A 17,107-nucleotide genomic window follows, 5' to 3' on the forward strand; every position below is an offset into this window, starting at 1 on the left:
CCTGATGAGGCCGCGCTTGTAGCCGGCGACACGGACCTTGAAGGTCTTGTCCTTGGGGGCGTTGTGGCTTTGTGGCCACGATAGCCGGCATCGGTGATGATCTTGTCGAGATTGGCGCCATCGAGCTCTCGATGGCCGGAAGGATGGTGGCCAGCGTATGGCCGTCATACGGATTGCCGGGCAGCGCCTTGACGTGGGCGACGAACTGGCGACCGCGGCTGCGCTTGAGGTTGTGGCGACCGCGCAGTTACCACTTGATCGGCCGGCGTCGCGCCCCAAATGGAAGGGACGTTTCTTGATCTGAATTTATAGGGCCCAGCCGGAATAATACGGGTGTTGCTTTCCAATCGGCAAGACAACCTCAGATCCTGTTCTTGAGGAGAAATGCATTGCCGTGGCCAGCTCTATTGATGCACGGGCATCATGTAGCGTTACAGGAGGCTGGGTATTCTCAATAAAAGTATCGTAATACTCAAGCAACTGCCCAGAGAAGCCGTGTTCATACTCCTTTGTCTCCGAAACTATACGGCCGACATCGCCAACTATGCTGTCTTTGCGAGCGAGGATCCTCCAAGGCGCCCCGCCCGGATTATATGGGGAATGATCACTTTCCATCGTGACATGCTCAAACACCAAGCGAAGCCGCGTTATTTCATCTGCAGAGGCGACAGTTGCGGTCATCGACGCCGGCACGCCCGATTCGAGCAGCGCCGTGGCGGAGAGCGTGTCTTCGATCTCCATGTCGTATTGGCGGTTGTCCGTTCGCGCAAAGACAGAGCGGACCGGGCCCATCAAGTGCGTCAGCAAGTCGTGGGCGTGGATTGCCTGGCTGGTCAGTACACCGCCCAGCTCTGTCTTCCACTTTGCGCGCCAAGGCACCTGATAATATTCAGGTGGGCGGTTCCACATGGTCTCAATGCTAGCGATCTGCGGCTTTCCGATGATTCCGCTCTCGATCAAAGCCCGAGCTTGAGCAATGCCCGTGCCATAGCGCATCTGAAAAATCGGCATCACACGGCGTGCGGACCGGCCTTCCTCACGGATGATCTCATCCACGTCCTTAAGCGATCCAACCAGCGGCTTCTCGCATATGACCGACTTGCCTGCGGCAAGCGACTGCAGGATCATTTGATGGTGAGTGAATGGTGGAGTGCATATGTCCACGACTTCCACGTCCGGATCAGCCAGGACCTCTGCAAAGTCGGTACAGCTTTCCCTCGCCCCGAATTCCTTTCGAGCCCTTTCGAGGAGGGCGGGATTCGTGTCGCAAATACGGACCAACCCAAATTTGTCGCGATGCTTGACATAGGCCTCGGTAATATGATCGGACCCAATACCTAATCCCACGACTGCTACTGCGATCTTGCGACTCACATTGCCCCCAGCTGTCACCTGAAGTTCGGTTCCGCGGCGCAGCGTCAAGCTCGCCACGCTTCGGCTCGTAATGCATGATCATCATAAGGGGGTGAGACCGTCAATGAACAATTATCACTTTTCTGGTTATTAGTGAGTGTTTTGGGAGTTACTGCGATTTTTAATGATTGACGTAGAGAAGCAGTTGCTTGCAGCCCGCCGGCGTTGACAAACGCCCGCAACTTCTAGCTCGCGCCTGAGTGGAAGCAGGTAGTTGCGCCGCTACCGTTCAAAAGCGCCAGGATCTCAGCGGTTCGCCGGTTTCTGCACACTTAGGCACCGGTACATTATTGGGACACGGATATACGGTTGGCATGGCGTCATACCTGATTGCTACGCAGGGGCAGATATCCGTCGGTGTCGGGCCAGCCCCGGCCGATTGGTTTTCACACCGATGCTTTGTTTTCGAAGAGCGTCTCGCAGCCAGCTTTGCGCAGGGCATCAAGTTGCAGCGCCGTATGACGAAACCGGAACCACTACGAAGATTACACGCCTGCGCGGCCGCTGCCTTAAGGGCCAGCGGCTGCGGACCAGGGTTGCGCTGTCCTGGGCTCACTGCCCTTTCGTCATCGACTGCCGATGAACCGGGGCATCTTCGAAACCTACGTCGAAACGCCGCTCGCTCCGACGCTGGCAAAGGGTGCTGTAGTGCCTCGACAACCTTGCTGCCCAGAAGAGCCCGCCGACAGGCTATGGACAGATGAGAGACGGCATTCAGAGTCGAATCGATCTTCGGCATACCTGAGTAGCGATAGTACGCCCTAATGGTCGACAAATGTCGACCATAGCCACTCAGGTGTGGCACGCATTCTCTTCGGTTAATGAGATGACTACTCAAAAAACGGTACCAAAAGGGTCGATTTTGGCTTGACACTGGGCGCAACAGCGGTAGGTTTATCGTTAAATTCGCTCCCCCGAGGCGCTACTAGAGCCGAGATGGGTCGCGGATTGAGTAGTGAAGCTGGATGGATCTGCGGGGCCGCTTTTGTTGATTCGCGGAGTGATTTCGTCCAACCGTTTGAGCCAACCCTACCGCTCCTAGGGAAGCGTCCCAGTAGGTGCTAGCCGATCCTCTAGCGTGTCGGCGTCCAATGGTGGGTGACTAGTCTCTGCTGCTCATAACAAATTCAACCTGACAGGCTTGACGTATGCCAATAACCAACAAAAAATTTGGCGAACTGGACGGTCGGATTATCAAGGCGTATTCCATTGCAAATGCGAGCGGACTTAGTGCCGAACTGATCACATTCGGCGCCCGTCTTATCGGCCTGAAGGCTCCTGACCGGCAGGGCAACTTCGAGGACATCGTTCTCGGATTGGATGACGTGGCGGACTACGCAACCACCGATCACTATTTCGGGGCCTCATGCGGCCGCTATGGAAATCGCATCAAGAACAGCGAAATCAAGCTGAACGGCAAGACCTATGCTCTGAGCGCCAACGAAGGGGGCAACCACCTCCATGGCGGTCAGAAGGGCATAGACAAGCACGTCTGGGCCGCGTTCCCGGACGAGGTAACGAATGCCGTCACCTTCACCCATGTGTCGCCTGATGGTGATCAGGGTTATCCCGGCCAGGTCCTTGTCAAGGCTCGCTATGAACTGACCGATGACAACCGCCTGATCATCACCATGACCGGTACGACAGACAAGCCGACCGTGCTTAATCTGGTCAATCACGCGTACTGGAACGCGGCAGGTCACGCCTCTGGCGGGTTGCATGATCAGCTCCTGGCGGTCGAAGGGGACTTCTATACGCCTGTTGCCGAAGAGCTTCTCGCAACTGGAGAAATCCTGACCGTTGAGGGAACGCCATTCGATTTTCGCGTGGCAAAGCCAATAGGCCAGGACCTTGATGCTGTGCCGAACGCCGGCGTTGCCGGATTGAGCGGAGGCGGCTTCGATCACAACTGGGTTCTGCGCGACCTTGAAGGCGAACTTCGTCCAGTGGCTACTCTCTACGATCCGAAGTCGGGTCGTGGCCTCTCTCTGCGTTCAACTGAGCCAGGTGTGCAGATTTACACAGGCGGCTATATCACCCCGATGATCGTGGGTAAGGGTAATCATCCCTACTGTCCGTATGCCGGCCTGACATTCGAGACCCAGAAGTTCCCGTGCGCTCCTTCGACTCCGCACTTCCCATCAACTCGCCTGAACCCCGGCCAGGTCTACGAGCACGTGATGGAATACCAGTTTTTTGCCCGATAATGAGGGTCGGTTATGGGACGCACGAATAAATACGACGTTGCAATCGTAGGCGCCGGGCACAATGGTCTGGTCTGCGCGAACTATCTCACCCGCGCAGGTCTATCAACGATCGTGCTAGAAGCGCGTCATGTCGTCGGTGGCGCATGCGTAAGCGAGGAATTGATTCCGGGTTCAACTTGGTCTTCCTGCTCCTTCGTGCAGGGTATGCTGCGTCCCGAGATCATCGGCGACCTCGAACTCGCCAAATACGGTCTGGTATCCAAGTCCCCCGACGTGCAGGGTTTCGCCCTCTGGGACGACGGCGATCATTATTTTATGTACAAGGATCTCGATCGCACGCTCGCCTCGATCGAGAAACACAGCAAGGGCGATGGCGAGAACTTTTTGCGTTTCGCTCAACGCATGAAGCGTTTCGGCGACATCACCCGCGATGTGTTGCTGTCGGAGCCGTTGTCTCGCTCCGAGTTCATCAAGTTGTTCGAGGATGAGGGAGAGCACGACCTCCTGCAGGAATTCGTGTTCTCTTCCTCGCTGGAACTGACGCAGAAGTACATCAAGTCCGAGCGGATGCGCGGACATATGAACTTCCTCGGCATGGTCTCAACCTGGGGAAGCCCCTCCACGCCAGGCACCTCCTATGTGTATGGCTATCACTCCCAAGGCGAATTCGAAGAGGTGCTTGGGCGCTGGGCTCTGCCCGTTGGAGGCATGGGTGCGATTACCCGCGCGCTTGCCGCCGGCGCGATCGCCCATGGCGCGGTAATTCGAACAGAAGTGGCGGTCGACAAGGTTCTGGTCTGGGGTGGGGCAGCAGTTGGCGTGGTGCTCAAGTCCGGTGAGGAAATCGAAGCGGACATCGTTGTGTCGAATGCGGACCCAAAGCGGTCGCTAACCAAGCTCCTCGACCGCAAGCATCTGCCTGATCGTGTCATGAAGGCTGCGGCGGCCATCGACCAGAGGGGGTCGATGGCGCGTATTCACCTGCTGATTGACCAATTGCCGGGATATGTCGGCTTCGGTAGCAGCAAGCAGGGACCGGAACATGAAGGTCACGCGATCTTGGGCGGCAGCGTCGAGCTATACGAGAAAGCTTGGGAGGCCCAGCGCCGGGGCATCTTCGCAGAGGAATATGTGATCGAGGCTCTGATCCATTCGGTCACCGATCCGAGTGTCTGCAACCCCGGACACCATACGCTCGCCCTTGGTGTTCAACAATTGCCGTATGAACTCGCTGACGGCACGTGGGATGACCACAAGGAAGCGTGGGTCGACAGCGTCTGCGAAATGCTGTTCCGATACGCGCCAAACCTGCGCAATCACATCGTGGGCCGCAACGTCATCACTCCGCTTGATTTGGAAAAGAACTATGGCCTGACCGGTGGAAACATCTTCCAGGCCTCGATGGTCGGCATGCAGCAGCTCTTGGATGCCCGTCCACTTTGGGCGGCAGGGCATTACCGGACGCCGGTTGCCAACTACTACCTCTGCGGCTCGGGATCGCATCCCGGCGGTGGCGTGACCGGCGCGCCGGGACATAATGCAGCTATGCGCATCCTCGCCGACCTTCGTGGCGATCGGAATGTCCGTCAGGTCCGCATGCGCGCCGGCGGCAAGACGCTCGTAGACAGCATCATGGATACCGGTATCGGTCAGAAGGTCGGCTTCCAAGTTGCGAAGTCGAGGGGGCTGCGCGCCATCACTAAGCGCTTTTCGAAGACGAAGCGCTGACGAAAAACCCGAACTAAACCAGCTTGCGAACGGCGCCCGCGCTGTTCGATCGATCTCAGGAGTAAGGCGTTGGAACGTGAAATTCTACCGAACGGGGCTCGTTATCCAAGCCTGAAGGACAAGGTTGTTTTCATTACGGGCGGTGCGTCGGGCATCGGCCGCAGTCTCGTCGAGCATTTTCACGATCAGGGCGCCAAGGTCGCGTTCGTCGATATTGCCGAAAGGGCCGGCAATGACGTGGCTAGCGAACTTGCCGCCCGCGGCGGACACAAACCCTATTTCGAAGCTTGCGACCTGCGCGATGTCGCCAGGCTCGGGGAGGTGATCGACAGGGTCGGAAAGGACATCGGCCTAGTCACTGCGCTGATCAACAATGCCGGCAATGATGACCGCCATAGCCTGGATGCGGTCACGTCGGAATATTTCGATGATCGCATCTCCGTAAACCTTAAGCACCAGCTGTTTGCCGCCAAGCACGTCCGCCACCAGATGCGTAGGGCTGGCGGCGGATCGATCATCAACTTTAGCTCCATCACCTGGATGCTCGCGGAGGGCGATTGCCCGGTCTACGTCACGTCGAAGGCGGCCGTTGTCGGCCTCACCCGCGCGCTGGCCACCGAACTCGGCACCGAAGGTATCCGGGTTAACGCCATTGCTCCGGGCTGGGTGCTCACCGAGCGGCAGGTTGCCCTATGGCTCGACGAGAAAGGTGAGCAGCAGATCAAGGAACGCCAGGCGTTGAAGCGTCACTTGCACTCGCCGGAAATTGCGCGCATGGCGCTGTTCCTTGCCGCAGACGACAGCCGGATGTGCTCGAAGCAGACGTTCATCGTTGATGGCGGCTGGGTCTGATTTACCAGCGGTCCGGTCTGCGGGACGTGGGCTTGCCCTCAGCCCATCTGGCGAGTGGACTTCCCCGGCTGGAGGGTAACCGGAAGGGTGATCTTTCGCCTGCGGAACTGTCCAGTCTGGAGGCGCGACATGAGTTCCCCTGCGGCCCGTTCTCCTAGGTCGTGTGCTGCCGAACGGACGGTCGTCAGAGTAGGCTCTACATAACGCCAAGTATCGAAAGCATTGAAGCCCATCACCTGCACATCACCGGGGATGCGAATCCCCGTGTCGATGCACGCCTTCATTGCCCCGATGGCCATGCGATCGTTGCCGCCGACAATTGCGTCAGGACGACGACCATGGCGCAGCGCGTCAAGCGTGGCCAAATAGCAAATATCGAAACTCTCGTCTTTGCAGCGGATAATTGTCGGGGATTGCAGTCCCGCCTCCGCAAACATTGACGAGAGGCCTTCCAAACGCGAGCGCATTGCAGCCCACTCGACGCAAGGCATGAGCATCCAGCAATCGCGCGCCCCATTTTCAACAAGATGGAGCCCGACCTGGCGCCCGCCGTCGAAATCGTCCTGCCGGATGACGATACAGTCCATGTCGTCCGGTGCTTCCTGTTCTTGCAGGAAGACCAGCGGAATCCGTAGTGCGGAAAGCTCACGAACGAACCATTCGCGCTGCATCGGTTCGCCGGAGAGGATCGCCACCATCCCATCAGCCTCGATATCCTGGAAAACGCGGGCCGTCCGGAAGTCCGAGGGACGCATGCCGCGCAGGATAAGACTGTAAGAATTGGCCGTGAGATAGTTGGTCAGTCCGGTCACCTGCGCGGTAATGAACGGATCATTGAGGAAATCGGCATCATCGACGACGATCAGCATCCCAATCGTCCATTGCTGAGACAGCCGCAACCGTCGCGCGGCCACGGATGGCCGGTAACCTAGTCGCTCTACCGTGCGGCGTATGCTGTCGGCAGTGGCCTCCGAAATGCGCCCGCGCCCGTTCAGAACGTTCGAGACCGACATCGCAGACACGCCAGCTTCACGGGCCACATCCTTGATGGTGACAGCGCGCTGCGTCAAGCGCTTTATGGATTTCATAAAATGGCCTCCAATTCGAATGCTGCCGAGACAATCGGAAACCCCGCGATGTGGGCAACATAGCCTTCGGCGGGATTATAGTCACATCCTTTGCTTGTCGTCGCAATTTCAGGGGAGGGGCGCCTTATATCACGCAATTTCGGATTGACTTAACGTTAAATCTACGTAATCTGATACGAGGATCCAGGTCTCGGCGTCGCCCTGTTTGCGCGCAGCCGATGAAAGAAACGAAGGACAATTGAATGTCAGAAAGCCTGAGCGATACCGTCGAGAGGCAACGTCAATTCATTGCCGGCGGTACGATGTCACTGAACCGCGCCATCAATCCTTCGAAGCTTTTCGTACGCGCCAAAGGCGCTTATCTCTACGATGTCCACGGGCGGGAATATATCGACTACCACGCGGGCTTCGCGCCCTATCTGTTCGGCCACGGGGATGCCGAGGTGGACGAGGCGGTTATCGAGGCGATCCGTTCCGGCGCATCGCTTATCGGGGCCGGGACCATGCCATGGGAAGCCGAGATTGCCGAGCTGCTGGTCGAGTGTGTGCCGGGCCTGGAACAGCTCCAGTTGACCAGCACCGGATCGGAGGCGGTGGGCTATGCGCTGCGGTTGGCGCGTGCGCACACCGGTCGTGATGTCGTTGTCGTTATGCAGGGTGGCTACAACGGCTGCCTCGACTATGTCAGCTATAATCTCATGGACCCGGCGTCGTTCGTCGAGCCGCATGTTGTCGGCGAAGAATATCCGCTGAGCGTTATGAGTGCGGGCGTGCCGAAGGTGATCGACCAAGTAGTGCGGGCGATCGAATATAACGATCTCGAGGCTGCCGAGCGCACCCTTGCGAGGGGTGATGTCGCAGCGATGATCCTCGAACCGATCCTGCAGAACATCGGCATCGTGAAGCCGCTTCCAGGCTATCTTGAGGGCCTGCGCGCGCTCTGCGACAAGTATGGCACGGTCCTGATTTTCGATGAAGTGAAGACCGGGTTCCGCCACGCCCTTGGCGGCTACCAAGCGCTGTCGGGCGTGATCCCAGACCTTTGCACCTTCGGCAAGGCCGTTGCCAATGGCTATCCGATGGGCGTTGTGGGTGGCAAGCGCGGTATCATGAAGCTTTGCAGCGATCCGTCGCCGTCCAAGCGCGTCGCGGTTGCGGGTACCTACAACGGACATCCGGTCAACGTTGCGGCGGCGAAGGCTTGCCTGACCCGTTTGAAGACCCGTGAAAAGGAAGTGTATAGCGAGCTCGAACGCCTCGGTGCGCGTCTCGAAGGCGGTCTGAAGCAGGTCTTCTCAGCGCGTGAATATCCGACCACGATCGTGCGCCAGGGTTCGGCCTTCACCGTTTATTTCATGGACCATGTACCGGTGTGCTGGCGCGATATCGCCACGAACCACAACGCCGAGCGCGACATCGCCTTCCGCCGTGCGCTTATCGAAGAGGGCGTGTTTCTGTTTCCCGTGATTACTAAGCAAGGGAGCATTTCGCTCGCCCACACTGATGCAGACATCGACCGTACGATCGCAATCGCCGGGAGGGTCGTCGAGAAGCTCGACTAAGACCCGCGAACCGCTTAACTCCTCGGCCGATCGAGTGATGGGTCCAACGAAGGTGCAGATGGTACACACATTTCCACCAGATGGACTGGCGATCGCAGCCAACTACGGCCTCGCATGAAGTTCAATCGACTACGCTGTCCTAAGAGATTCCAACGATGACCAGCGATAAGAAATACCGAAGTCGGCAGTGGTTTGGTGGTGCCGACAAGGATGCCTTCATTCATCGCAGCTCGATGAAGATGCAAGGCTTTCCCGACCACGTCTTCGACGGCCGCCCGGTCATTGGAATCTGTAATACCTGGTCGGAGTTCAACCCGTGCAACTCCAGCCTGCGCACGCTGGCCGAAGGGGTTAAGCGCGGCGTGTGGGAGGCTGGCGGATTCCCTCTTGAATTTCCGGTAAGTTCACTCGGTGAGGACCAGCTCCGTCCGACGGCCATGCTTTTCCGCAACCTCCTTGCGATGGACGTCGAAGAGGCAATCCGCGGCAATGGGATGGATGGGGTCGTGCTCTTAGGCGGCTGCGACAAGACGACGCCAGGCCAGTTGATGGGAGCCGCCAGTGTGGACCTTCCGACGATTGTCCTGTCTGCCGGACCAGCTCTCAATGGAAAGTTCCGCGGCAAGAGCATTGCCGGCGGGACGGATGTGTGGCGCTTCTCCGAGGACGTGCGCGCCGGCACGATGAGCATGCAGGATTTCATGGCCGCAGAGTCTGGCATAAGCCGGTCGGTCGGCGTTTGCAATGTCATGGGCAGCGCATCCACGATGGCATCTCTCGCCGAAGCGATGGGTCTTTGCCTGCCCATGAATGCAACACTTCCTGCGGTCGATGCTAGGCGCATGGCGTTGGCGCACATGACAGGTATGAGGATTGTGGCAATGGTTCGCGAGGACCTGCGTTTGTCAAAGGTGCTGACGCGGGCAAGCTTCGAGAATGCTATCGTTGCCAACGCGGCGATGGGCGGCTCTTCCAATGCAGTCGTGCATCTTCTCGCGCTGGCCGGCCGGCTTGGCATCCCACTAGCTCTCAAGGATTTTAACCTCGGCTCGGACACCCCGCTGCTAGTTGATTGCCTACCGTCAGGCCAGCACATGATGGAAGAGTTCTGCTATGCAGGCGGTGTCCAGGCGGTGCTCAAGGCAATGGCACCGCTATTGCAGGAGGCGAACTCAGTCCTAAACCGTTCCATCCTGTCGATCTGCGCCGAGGCCGAATGCTATGACGCATCGGTCATCCGCTCGATGGACAAACCGGTAAAGCTTGCGGCAGGCATCCGGGTGCTGACTGGAAATCTCGCGCCGGACGGGGCGGTTATCAAGCCATCGGCGGCCGCCGAAAGCCTGCTCGAACATGAGGGTCCGGCCTATGTCTTTGAGTCCGTGGAGGATATGCATAACCAGATCAACGATCCCAACCTCCCCGTGACCTCGGACACCGTGCTTGTGCTGCAGGGCTGCGGGCCGAAAGGATATCCGGGCATGGCCGAGGTCGGGAACATGCCCATTCCGGCGAGGCTCGTGCGGGCCGGCGTGCGGGACATGGTCCGCATTTCGGACGCAAGAATGTCGGGCACTGCCTTCGGCGCTGTCGTCCTGCATGTGGCTCCTGAAGCCGCGGTCGGCGGTCCGCTGGCACTGGTCCGCACCGGCGACCGGATCCGGTTGAGCGTGAAGGAGGGAAGCATCCAGCTTCTCGTCGACGAAGCCGAGCTGGCCGCCCGCAGGGAGGGATGGCAAGCCCCGGCGCTGGCCACCGATCGCGGATACGTCAAGATGTATCTCGACCACGTCCAGCAGGCGGATCGAGGGGCTGATCTCGATTTCCTTGTCCGCGGTAGTGGAGATAGAGTCAGTCGTGAGGCCCATTGAAGGAGGATGGGAAAGTCTGGAGCGTCCCGACCGATGGGCTCGGTCGGGCCATGCCCTCGGTACCAAGCGGCCCGAGCCTGGAATTGGGGTCGCGCAGAAGAGTCCTAATGCGCCCGTAGAAGTTCTCCGATCAGTGCCAGCTGGCGTTCACGCTGGGGCGTCCATTCGTATGACAGGTTCAGCGCGATGAAGTTGTTGAACCACCGGGTCACTGAGAACAGCGGACCCGGCCCGAAGCCTACAGCGTTCGTGCGCGCCTTGGCTGCGGCGTTCAGGGCGTCGAATTCTTTGGGACCGCGGACCCAGCAGACATATCCGCCATGGGGTCGGGAAACTGTGCAATTATCGGGAAAAGTCTGGAACATCAGGGACAGTCCCCGTCGCATCCGAGTGGATAGACTCTCTCTGAGTTTCCGTAGGTGACGATCATAACTCCGTTTTACCAGGAACTCGGCCAACGTGGTCTGAATGGCCCTGTCCCCGGCCAGGACGACGTCGGCTTCCACCGTCGCCCTGATCTCCTGCAGGTCTCTTGGCGAGCTGACAATCCAGCCAAGTCCGAAGCGCGCGCCGAGCGTTTCTGCAAATCCCCCCACGCGGACCACGAGATTGCGTGTATCGAACTGTGCGAGATCGAATGCGGGTGGACCGGTATAGTACAGGTCGCGCCCAGCCATGTTCTCGATGATCTTCACGTTCTTCCCAGTGGCGGCCTCGACAATCCGCTGTGCGACGTCGACCGAGTATGACACGCCGGTAGGCGAATGGTTAATCGGCGACAGCACGCAGGCGGCGACATCGTTGTGATCCAGCAGATATTGGAATTGTTCCGGATCCACGCCATACCGGGGATGCGAATAGATCTCGACGAGTTCGCGCCCTGAGGCGAGCACCGTCGAAACCCAGTCGGAAGCCATCGGCGTCTCCACAATGACCTTTCCCTTCTCCTTGCGCAGGTGATTGAGCGTCAGTTGAAGTGCTGTGCAGGTGCCTCGCGTAATCACGATGTTTCTACCGTGCGTTCGCGAGGACGTATCGCCGATCTGCCTTGCGACCACGTCTCGCAACGCTTCAAGTCCGTTCCAGGGAAGTGAGTTCCGGTAGCAGGCCTCCTGCCGGAGGTTTTTCCCCAGAAGGCGATAGAGTTCAGCAAGGGGCAGCAGGTCTTCGCTGACGGTCCGCGCGCCAAAGCCGTCGAGGTCTCTTGGCAGCGAGATCGGGGCTATATCCACGTTGCCGGTCTGGCTGACGCTGCCCGTGTCCCAGTCGGGCCGCATCTTGCCGAATTCCGCGAGCGGTTTGGCGCCTGTGGATACGAAGAACCCAGAGCGGCTCCGTGTTTCCAGGGTTCCATCGTCTTCTAGCATTCGGTAGGCCTGGTAGACGGTGACGGTACTGTATCCGAGCTTCGCGCTCATGTCCCTTATTGAGAGCAGACGGTCGCCCGGCTTCAGGACGCCTGTCGATATCCATTCCTGCACTTGTCCAACGACGGCTTCGTAGCGGTACATGATCTGTGTTGCTTCCTGATGCCAATTTTCCACACAAATGACACCGAGGGGTGCTCCTCGGCTTCCAAGTCCCGCCATCGGCAGAGCCCACCCGCCTGAATCGAAGCTTCCTCATAGTTAACCGAATTAGGCAGCGAACGGAGAATCTGTGCTGAAAAAATCGTACTATTCTGTGCATATAAATACAGAAGGCGCAATGCTAGATCTGAAGCAGGCTCGGATAAGCGAGTTCAAGTGACTGGTTGGAAATGAAGCACATAGTAGCTAAGGCGGCTGATATCGCACCGGGAAGCAGGCTGGTCGTGTCCGTGAAGGGTCGCTCAATCGTTCTGTTCAATCTGGGTGGCGAGTACTACGGGCTGCTGAACCGATGTCCGCATCAAGCTGCTGCGCTTTCGGCGGGTCTCAGCTCCGGCATAGCCGTTGCAGATGAGCCGGGCCAGGTTCGGTGCCTTCGCCCGGGCGAATTTATCCGTTGCCCCTGGCATGGATGGGAGTTCGACATCCGGACCGGTCAGTCCTATTGCGATCCCAGCAAGCTCGCCGTTCGCCAGTTCCCCGTGACAGTCGAGGCCGGTGCCCAGCTGGTCGAGGGCCCTTACAAGGCAGAGAGAATCGAAGTCACCCAGGAAGACGACTACTTGGCGGTCGAGGTATGAAGGTCGGAACGGTGGTCGCGGGTCCCGCACGCGGGTTGGTTTCGGCGCGGCCATCCCGCCGGAAGCCTCGCCTAGGTGTTTGGTTTGAGCATCAGTTTCACGTTTTTGCATTGGCTCCCACTGTCATCGTGATGCTGATCATTTTCGGTCTGCCGCTGGCTTTCTCGTTCTTTCTGAGTCTGAAGGGCTGGACGCCGTCCCGAAGCATCTATGGCGGTGATTTTGCCGGGGCCGAAAACTACCGGCTGCTGTCTACGGATCCGGTATTCGTGCACAGTCTCGTTCTCACGATCGCCTACACGATCGTTACCGTGACGATCGAGATGTTGCTCGGGCTCGGCGCTGCGCTTCTCCTGAACAAGGATCTGCCATTCGTACGGTTCATCCGGACACTCATCCTGCTTCCGATGATGATGACGCCGATTGTCGCTGCGCTGTGCTGGAAGCTTCTGCTCGATCCGGAATACGGCTTCGTCAACTTCCTTTTAGGCCAGAAGCTCGCCTGGGTCGGTGATCCGCAGCTTGCCCCAATCGCGGTGACGCTCGTCAATGTCTGGCAGAACGTCCCCTATGTCGCCGTTCTGCTCCTGGCGGGCCTGCGCTCGCTGCCAACCGACCCGGCAGAGGCTGCATCCATCGATGGTGCAAGTCGCTTGCAAACGTTCTGGTACGTGACATTGCCCGCGTTGCGCCCGTCGATCCTTGTCGCACTTCTACTTCGTACCATCTTTGAGTTCCGTAGTTTCGAGAACGTCTACGTGCTGACGGGTGGGGGGCCTGGTGGGTCGACCAACCTGATCTCGATGTTCACCTATGCGCTCACGTTCAGCCAATTCGATTTCACGCTCGGTGCTGCCGCATCATGGGTCATGCTTGTCGCGTCGCTCTGCCTGTGTGCTATTCCGATCATGATATTCCGCCTGCGGGAGAAGGTCTGATGTCCGGCGTCAATGGGCGTTCAGCTATGCGCAAGTACAGAAAGACACTCGGTCAGGCGGGCGTCTATGCGGGGTTGCTGTCGATGACCGTGATCTTCCTGTTCCCGATTCTCTGGATTCTCGGAATCTCGTTCAAGACGCGCCAGCAGATCTTCACCAACCCGCCGTTGTTCTTCTGGGAGCCGACGCTCCAGAACTACCAGCAGGTGCTTAAGACCGCAGCCTTCTTTCCCGCCCTGTTTCAGAGTCTTCTGATCTCCGGCGGAACGGTTCTTCTGTCGCTCGTCGTCGGCGCTCCGGCCGCCTATGCAATGGCGCGAATTCCGTTCCGAGGCCGAACCACGGTATACTACTCGCTGCTGATGATGCGGATGCTGCCGCCAATGGCCGTGCTGATCCCGATGTTCTTCCTGTTTGATGCCTTCGGGTTGAAGAACAGCAGTCTCGGCGTGATCCTGGCCTACACGACTTTCAGCCTTCCGCTGGTGGTCTGGGTGATGCGAAACTTCTTCGAGGAACTCCCCGTAGAGATCGAGGAGAGTGCCGCTATCGATGGGGCCAGCCGCTGGACGACTTTCCTTCGTATTGTCCTTCCGCTGTCGCGGCCCGGCCTGGTGGCTATCGGTCTGCTCTCGCTCCTGATGGCATGGAATGACTTCTTGTTTGCGGCTGTTCTCACAAATAACGCGACTCAGACACTACCCGTACTGCTTGCAAGTTACTCAACTGCCGACAGTGGCGTTGATTGGGGGCAGCTTGCTGCCGCAGGAATGTTGGTAGTTTCGCCGGTGTTGTTGATATCTGTATTGGCACAACGGCATCTCGTTGCAGGATTGTCTGCAGGTTCAGTGAAAGGGTGAGGAGGATAAATTGGAAAAGCTCGGAAAATCATCGATAAATATTACCCGTCGTAGGTTCTTGCATGGATCGGCTGCGGCCGGTGCAGGCCTTCTCGCGGGCTCGATGCTCTCGACTTCGGCGCTGGCGCAGGCAAAGCCAGACAAGCTCGTGGTCGCCGCACTGATGATTAAGTGGCGCCGCACGCTTGAAGAGGAAGTCGGCCCGGCGTTCGAAAAGGAGACGGGCATAAAGGTCGAGTTCGAGTTCCTGCCGTACGACGCTCTTGCGACGCGCATCAAGACGCAGCTTGACGCGAGCGACGGTAGCCTGGATGTGGCACAGTTCGACACCGTCATGGTCAACTGGGCGGCACCGCAGCTGGCGGACTTCAACCAGCTCATCAAGGAATACGGCGCGGACGGCTACAACTGGGACGATTTCCTCCCGGCGGCCAAGGATGCCTTTACAGTGGATGGGAAGATCGTTGCGGCGCCGTACCGGTTCCTCTCGACGATCCTCCACTATCGCCCCGACTTGCTCGAGGCAGCTGGCATCACCGCCGCTCCGAGCACCTTCGAGGAGTTCCAGAACGCCGCGATCGCGGTCACCGAGAAGTTCGGCGGTGAGAAGTTCGGCCTTGGCATCTACGGTCGCGAGTCCGAAGCCATGGTGCGCGGCTGGAACCCCTTCCAGCTCTCCTCTGGTGGACGCGACTACAATCTGGCCACGAAGGAAATCCTCATCAACAAGCCAGAATCGGTGAACTCGCTGCAGTTCTATGCCGATCTCGTCAATAAGCACAAGGTAACCCCCCCCGAAGCATCGACCTGGGAATATGACGGCCTTGTCGCCGGCGGCCAAGCCGACCGGTTCGCTATGATGGTCGCGCTTGCTCCCAACGGCACCCTGCTTGACGATCCGGAAGTCTCGAAGACGGCTGGCAAGTGGGCCTGGTCAACCGTCCCCGGCGCGACCGACCCATCCCAGAGCATGGGCTGGAGCGGCGGTTGGGGTATCGGCGTTGCCGAAGCTTCGGCAAACAAGCGCTGGGCGTTCGAATTCGTCAAGATGGCGACGAACGCGATCAACCTCAAGAAGTCGGCATTCGACGGCAACTCGCCGCCTCGCAAGTCGAACCTTGCTGATGCCGAAATCGTCTCGAAGCTGAAGTGGAGCAAGGCCTTCTCCGAGCAGAACGCTGTGCCAATTCCGATGCCAAACGACCCCGTATTCGCGACCTGCGATCAGCAGATACGGCCACATATCTCGCGCGCACTCTTGGGGCAGGCAACTGCCCAGGAAGCGTTGGATGCAGCTGCGAAGGAATGGCACAGAACATTCCAGCGGGCCGGATTGCTCTAAAGGAACGCAGCCATGCTAGCTAAGATCAAACCCGTCATCGATTGCGACATCCACCCGGCAGTTCCGGGTACTTCTGCGCTCATACCGTTCATGGATGAGTACTGGCAGGAGCAGTTCCGCAATCGTGAAATCGACGGCTTGGAGCTCGCCAGCTATCCGCCAAATTCGCCGTTGGCGTGCAGGCCCGACTGGCGGACTCCAGGTGAAAAGCCTGGTCTTAGTCTCGAACGGTGCCGCGAGGATGCTCTCGACACGTTCACCGTCGAGTTCGCGATCTGCAATCCATTGTATGGCGGGCAGGTGGCCATGAGCGATCTCATGGCTGCCGCCCTCTGTACCGCAACCAATAAATGGATGGCGCAGGAGTGGCTCGACAGAGAACCGCGCTTGCGCGCATCCATTGTCGTCCCGACCCAGAATCCCGAACTGGCGGTTGAGGAAATCGAACGTTGTGCGAGCGACCATCGCTTCGTGCAGGTTCTACTGCTTGCGGGCAACGAACTCACGCTCGGCAAGAACCGGTACTGGCCGATCTATAAAGCCGCTCAGCGTCACGGCCTGCCTATCGGCATCCACGCGGGCAGCATGTACCGCTATCCGACCACCTCCTGCGGCTGGCCATCCACCTTCACGCAGGACTACGCCCACGGAACGCAGTTGTTCTCGGCACAGCTTCAGAGCCTCATAATGGAAGGCGTTTTCGGGAAATTCCCGGACCTGACCTTCGTCATGATCGAATCGGGCGTGGGCTGGGTTCCGTCCTATCTCTGGCGCGTTACCAAGACCTGGCGGGGCATTCGCGGCGAAGTGCCTTGGGTCAAACGTTCGCCTTCCGCGGAGGTGCGTGATCGTGTTCGCTTCACGATCCAGCCTTTCGACGGGCCGACGAACGCTGAGGATGTCGAGCGCCTTGTCAATCAGCTGGGCTCAGAGGACATGTTGCTGTTCTCGTCGGACTACCCGCACTGGCAGTTTGACGGTGATAGTCCGATGCCCCAGGGAATTCCCGCCCGCCTGCACGAGAAGATTACCCGCGAAAATCCGCTCAAGACCTATACAAGACTAAAGGGATAAAA

Annotated in this window: 13 protein-coding genes and 1 pseudogene; 10 read left to right on the forward strand and 4 right to left on the reverse strand. The window is 58.6% G+C overall.

The window, feature by feature from the left end; all coding sequences use genetic code 11:
- Positions 1 to 306: 306 nt before the first annotated feature.
- Positions 307 to 1,422 carry a Gfo/Idh/MocA family protein gene (locus FJ970_RS33285; RefSeq protein WP_227792287.1) on the reverse strand — a complete coding sequence of 372 codons (1,116 nt, stop codon included), beginning with the start codon at positions 1,420 to 1,422 and terminating at the stop codon, positions 307 to 309.
- A gap of 354 nt (positions 1,423 to 1,776) precedes the next feature.
- Positions 1,777 to 1,865: pseudogene (locus FJ970_RS34060) on the reverse strand (recombinase family protein); the annotation flags it as partial.
- Between the two features lie 696 nt (positions 1,866 to 2,561).
- On the opposite strand from FJ970_RS34060, the gene FJ970_RS33295 reads away from it, so the two are divergent.
- The 3 genes from FJ970_RS33295 to FJ970_RS33305 all read left to right on the forward strand — a co-directional run bounded on the left by FJ970_RS33295 (position 2,562) and on the right by FJ970_RS33305 (position 6,200).
- A complete protein-coding gene (locus FJ970_RS33295; RefSeq protein WP_140758411.1) occupies positions 2,562 to 3,620 on the forward strand; it encodes an aldose epimerase family protein in 1,059 nt (352 codons plus the stop codon).
- 12 nt (positions 3,621 to 3,632) lie between these two features.
- Positions 3,633 to 5,348 (forward strand): phytoene desaturase family protein, encoded by a 1,716-nt coding sequence (locus FJ970_RS33300; RefSeq protein WP_140758410.1) that lies wholly within the window; start codon positions 3,633 to 3,635, stop codon positions 5,346 to 5,348.
- Positions 5,349 to 5,417: 69 nt separating this feature from the next.
- Positions 5,418 to 6,200, forward strand: a complete 783-nt coding sequence (locus FJ970_RS33305) for an SDR family NAD(P)-dependent oxidoreductase (protein ID WP_227792289.1) — start codon at positions 5,418 to 5,420, stop codon at positions 6,198 to 6,200.
- A gap of 38 nt (positions 6,201 to 6,238) precedes the next feature.
- Here FJ970_RS33305 and FJ970_RS33310 read toward each other — a convergent pair whose 3' ends face one another.
- Positions 6,239 to 7,288, reverse strand: coding sequence for a LacI family DNA-binding transcriptional regulator (locus FJ970_RS33310; protein ID WP_140758409.1), 1,050 nt, complete (start codon positions 7,286 to 7,288; stop codon positions 6,239 to 6,241).
- Between the two features lie 242 nt (positions 7,289 to 7,530).
- Here FJ970_RS33310 and FJ970_RS33315 point away from each other — a divergent pair, with 242 nt between their 5' ends.
- Both FJ970_RS33315 and FJ970_RS33320 read left to right on the forward strand, forming a co-directional pair.
- Positions 7,531 to 8,850, forward strand: coding sequence for an aspartate aminotransferase family protein (locus FJ970_RS33315; RefSeq protein ID WP_140758408.1), 1,320 nt, complete (start codon positions 7,531 to 7,533; stop codon positions 8,848 to 8,850).
- A 155-nt stretch (positions 8,851 to 9,005) separates the two neighbouring features.
- Positions 9,006 to 10,721: an IlvD/Edd family dehydratase gene (locus FJ970_RS33320; RefSeq protein WP_140758407.1), complete on the forward strand. Its 1,716-nt coding sequence runs from the start codon at positions 9,006 to 9,008 to the stop codon at positions 10,719 to 10,721.
- Between the two features lie 104 nt (positions 10,722 to 10,825).
- Here FJ970_RS33320 and FJ970_RS33325 read toward each other — a convergent pair whose 3' ends face one another.
- The gene (locus FJ970_RS33325) at positions 10,826 to 12,232 is read right to left on the reverse strand and encodes a PLP-dependent aminotransferase family protein (RefSeq protein ID WP_181178531.1); all 1,407 of its coding nucleotides are present in this window, start codon (positions 12,230 to 12,232) and stop codon (positions 10,826 to 10,828) included.
- A gap of 248 nt (positions 12,233 to 12,480) precedes the next feature.
- Here FJ970_RS33325 and FJ970_RS33330 point away from each other — a divergent pair, with 248 nt between their 5' ends.
- From FJ970_RS33330 to FJ970_RS33350, 5 genes are read left to right on the forward strand one after another with little or no spacing between them, the layout of a single operon-like run.
- Complete coding sequence (locus FJ970_RS33330) at positions 12,481 to 12,891, forward strand: Rieske (2Fe-2S) protein (RefSeq protein WP_140758405.1); 411 nt, start codon at positions 12,481 to 12,483, stop codon at positions 12,889 to 12,891.
- Complete coding sequence (locus tag FJ970_RS33335; RefSeq protein WP_140758404.1) at positions 12,888 to 13,829, forward strand: carbohydrate ABC transporter permease; 942 nt, start codon at positions 12,888 to 12,890, stop codon at positions 13,827 to 13,829. Before FJ970_RS33330 ends, FJ970_RS33335 begins: the two co-directional genes overlap by 4 nt.
- Positions 13,829 to 14,689: a carbohydrate ABC transporter permease gene (locus FJ970_RS33340; protein ID WP_181178529.1), complete on the forward strand. Its 861-nt coding sequence runs from the start codon at positions 13,829 to 13,831 to the stop codon at positions 14,687 to 14,689. The genes FJ970_RS33335 and FJ970_RS33340 overlap by 1 nt, the downstream gene beginning before the upstream one ends.
- Before the next feature lie 10 nt (positions 14,690 to 14,699).
- Positions 14,700 to 16,031 carry an ABC transporter substrate-binding protein gene (locus FJ970_RS33345; protein WP_140758402.1) on the forward strand — a complete coding sequence of 444 codons (1,332 nt, stop codon included), beginning with the start codon at positions 14,700 to 14,702 and terminating at the stop codon, positions 16,029 to 16,031.
- A 12-nt stretch (positions 16,032 to 16,043) separates the two neighbouring features.
- Positions 16,044 to 17,105, forward strand: a complete 1,062-nt coding sequence (locus FJ970_RS33350; RefSeq protein ID WP_140758401.1) for an amidohydrolase family protein — start codon at positions 16,044 to 16,046, stop codon at positions 17,103 to 17,105.
- Positions 17,106 to 17,107: the final 2 nt, after the last annotated feature.

Source organism: Mesorhizobium sp. B2-1-8, from assembly GCF_006442545.2.
Classification (GTDB): domain Bacteria; phylum Pseudomonadota; class Alphaproteobacteria; order Rhizobiales; family Rhizobiaceae; genus Mesorhizobium.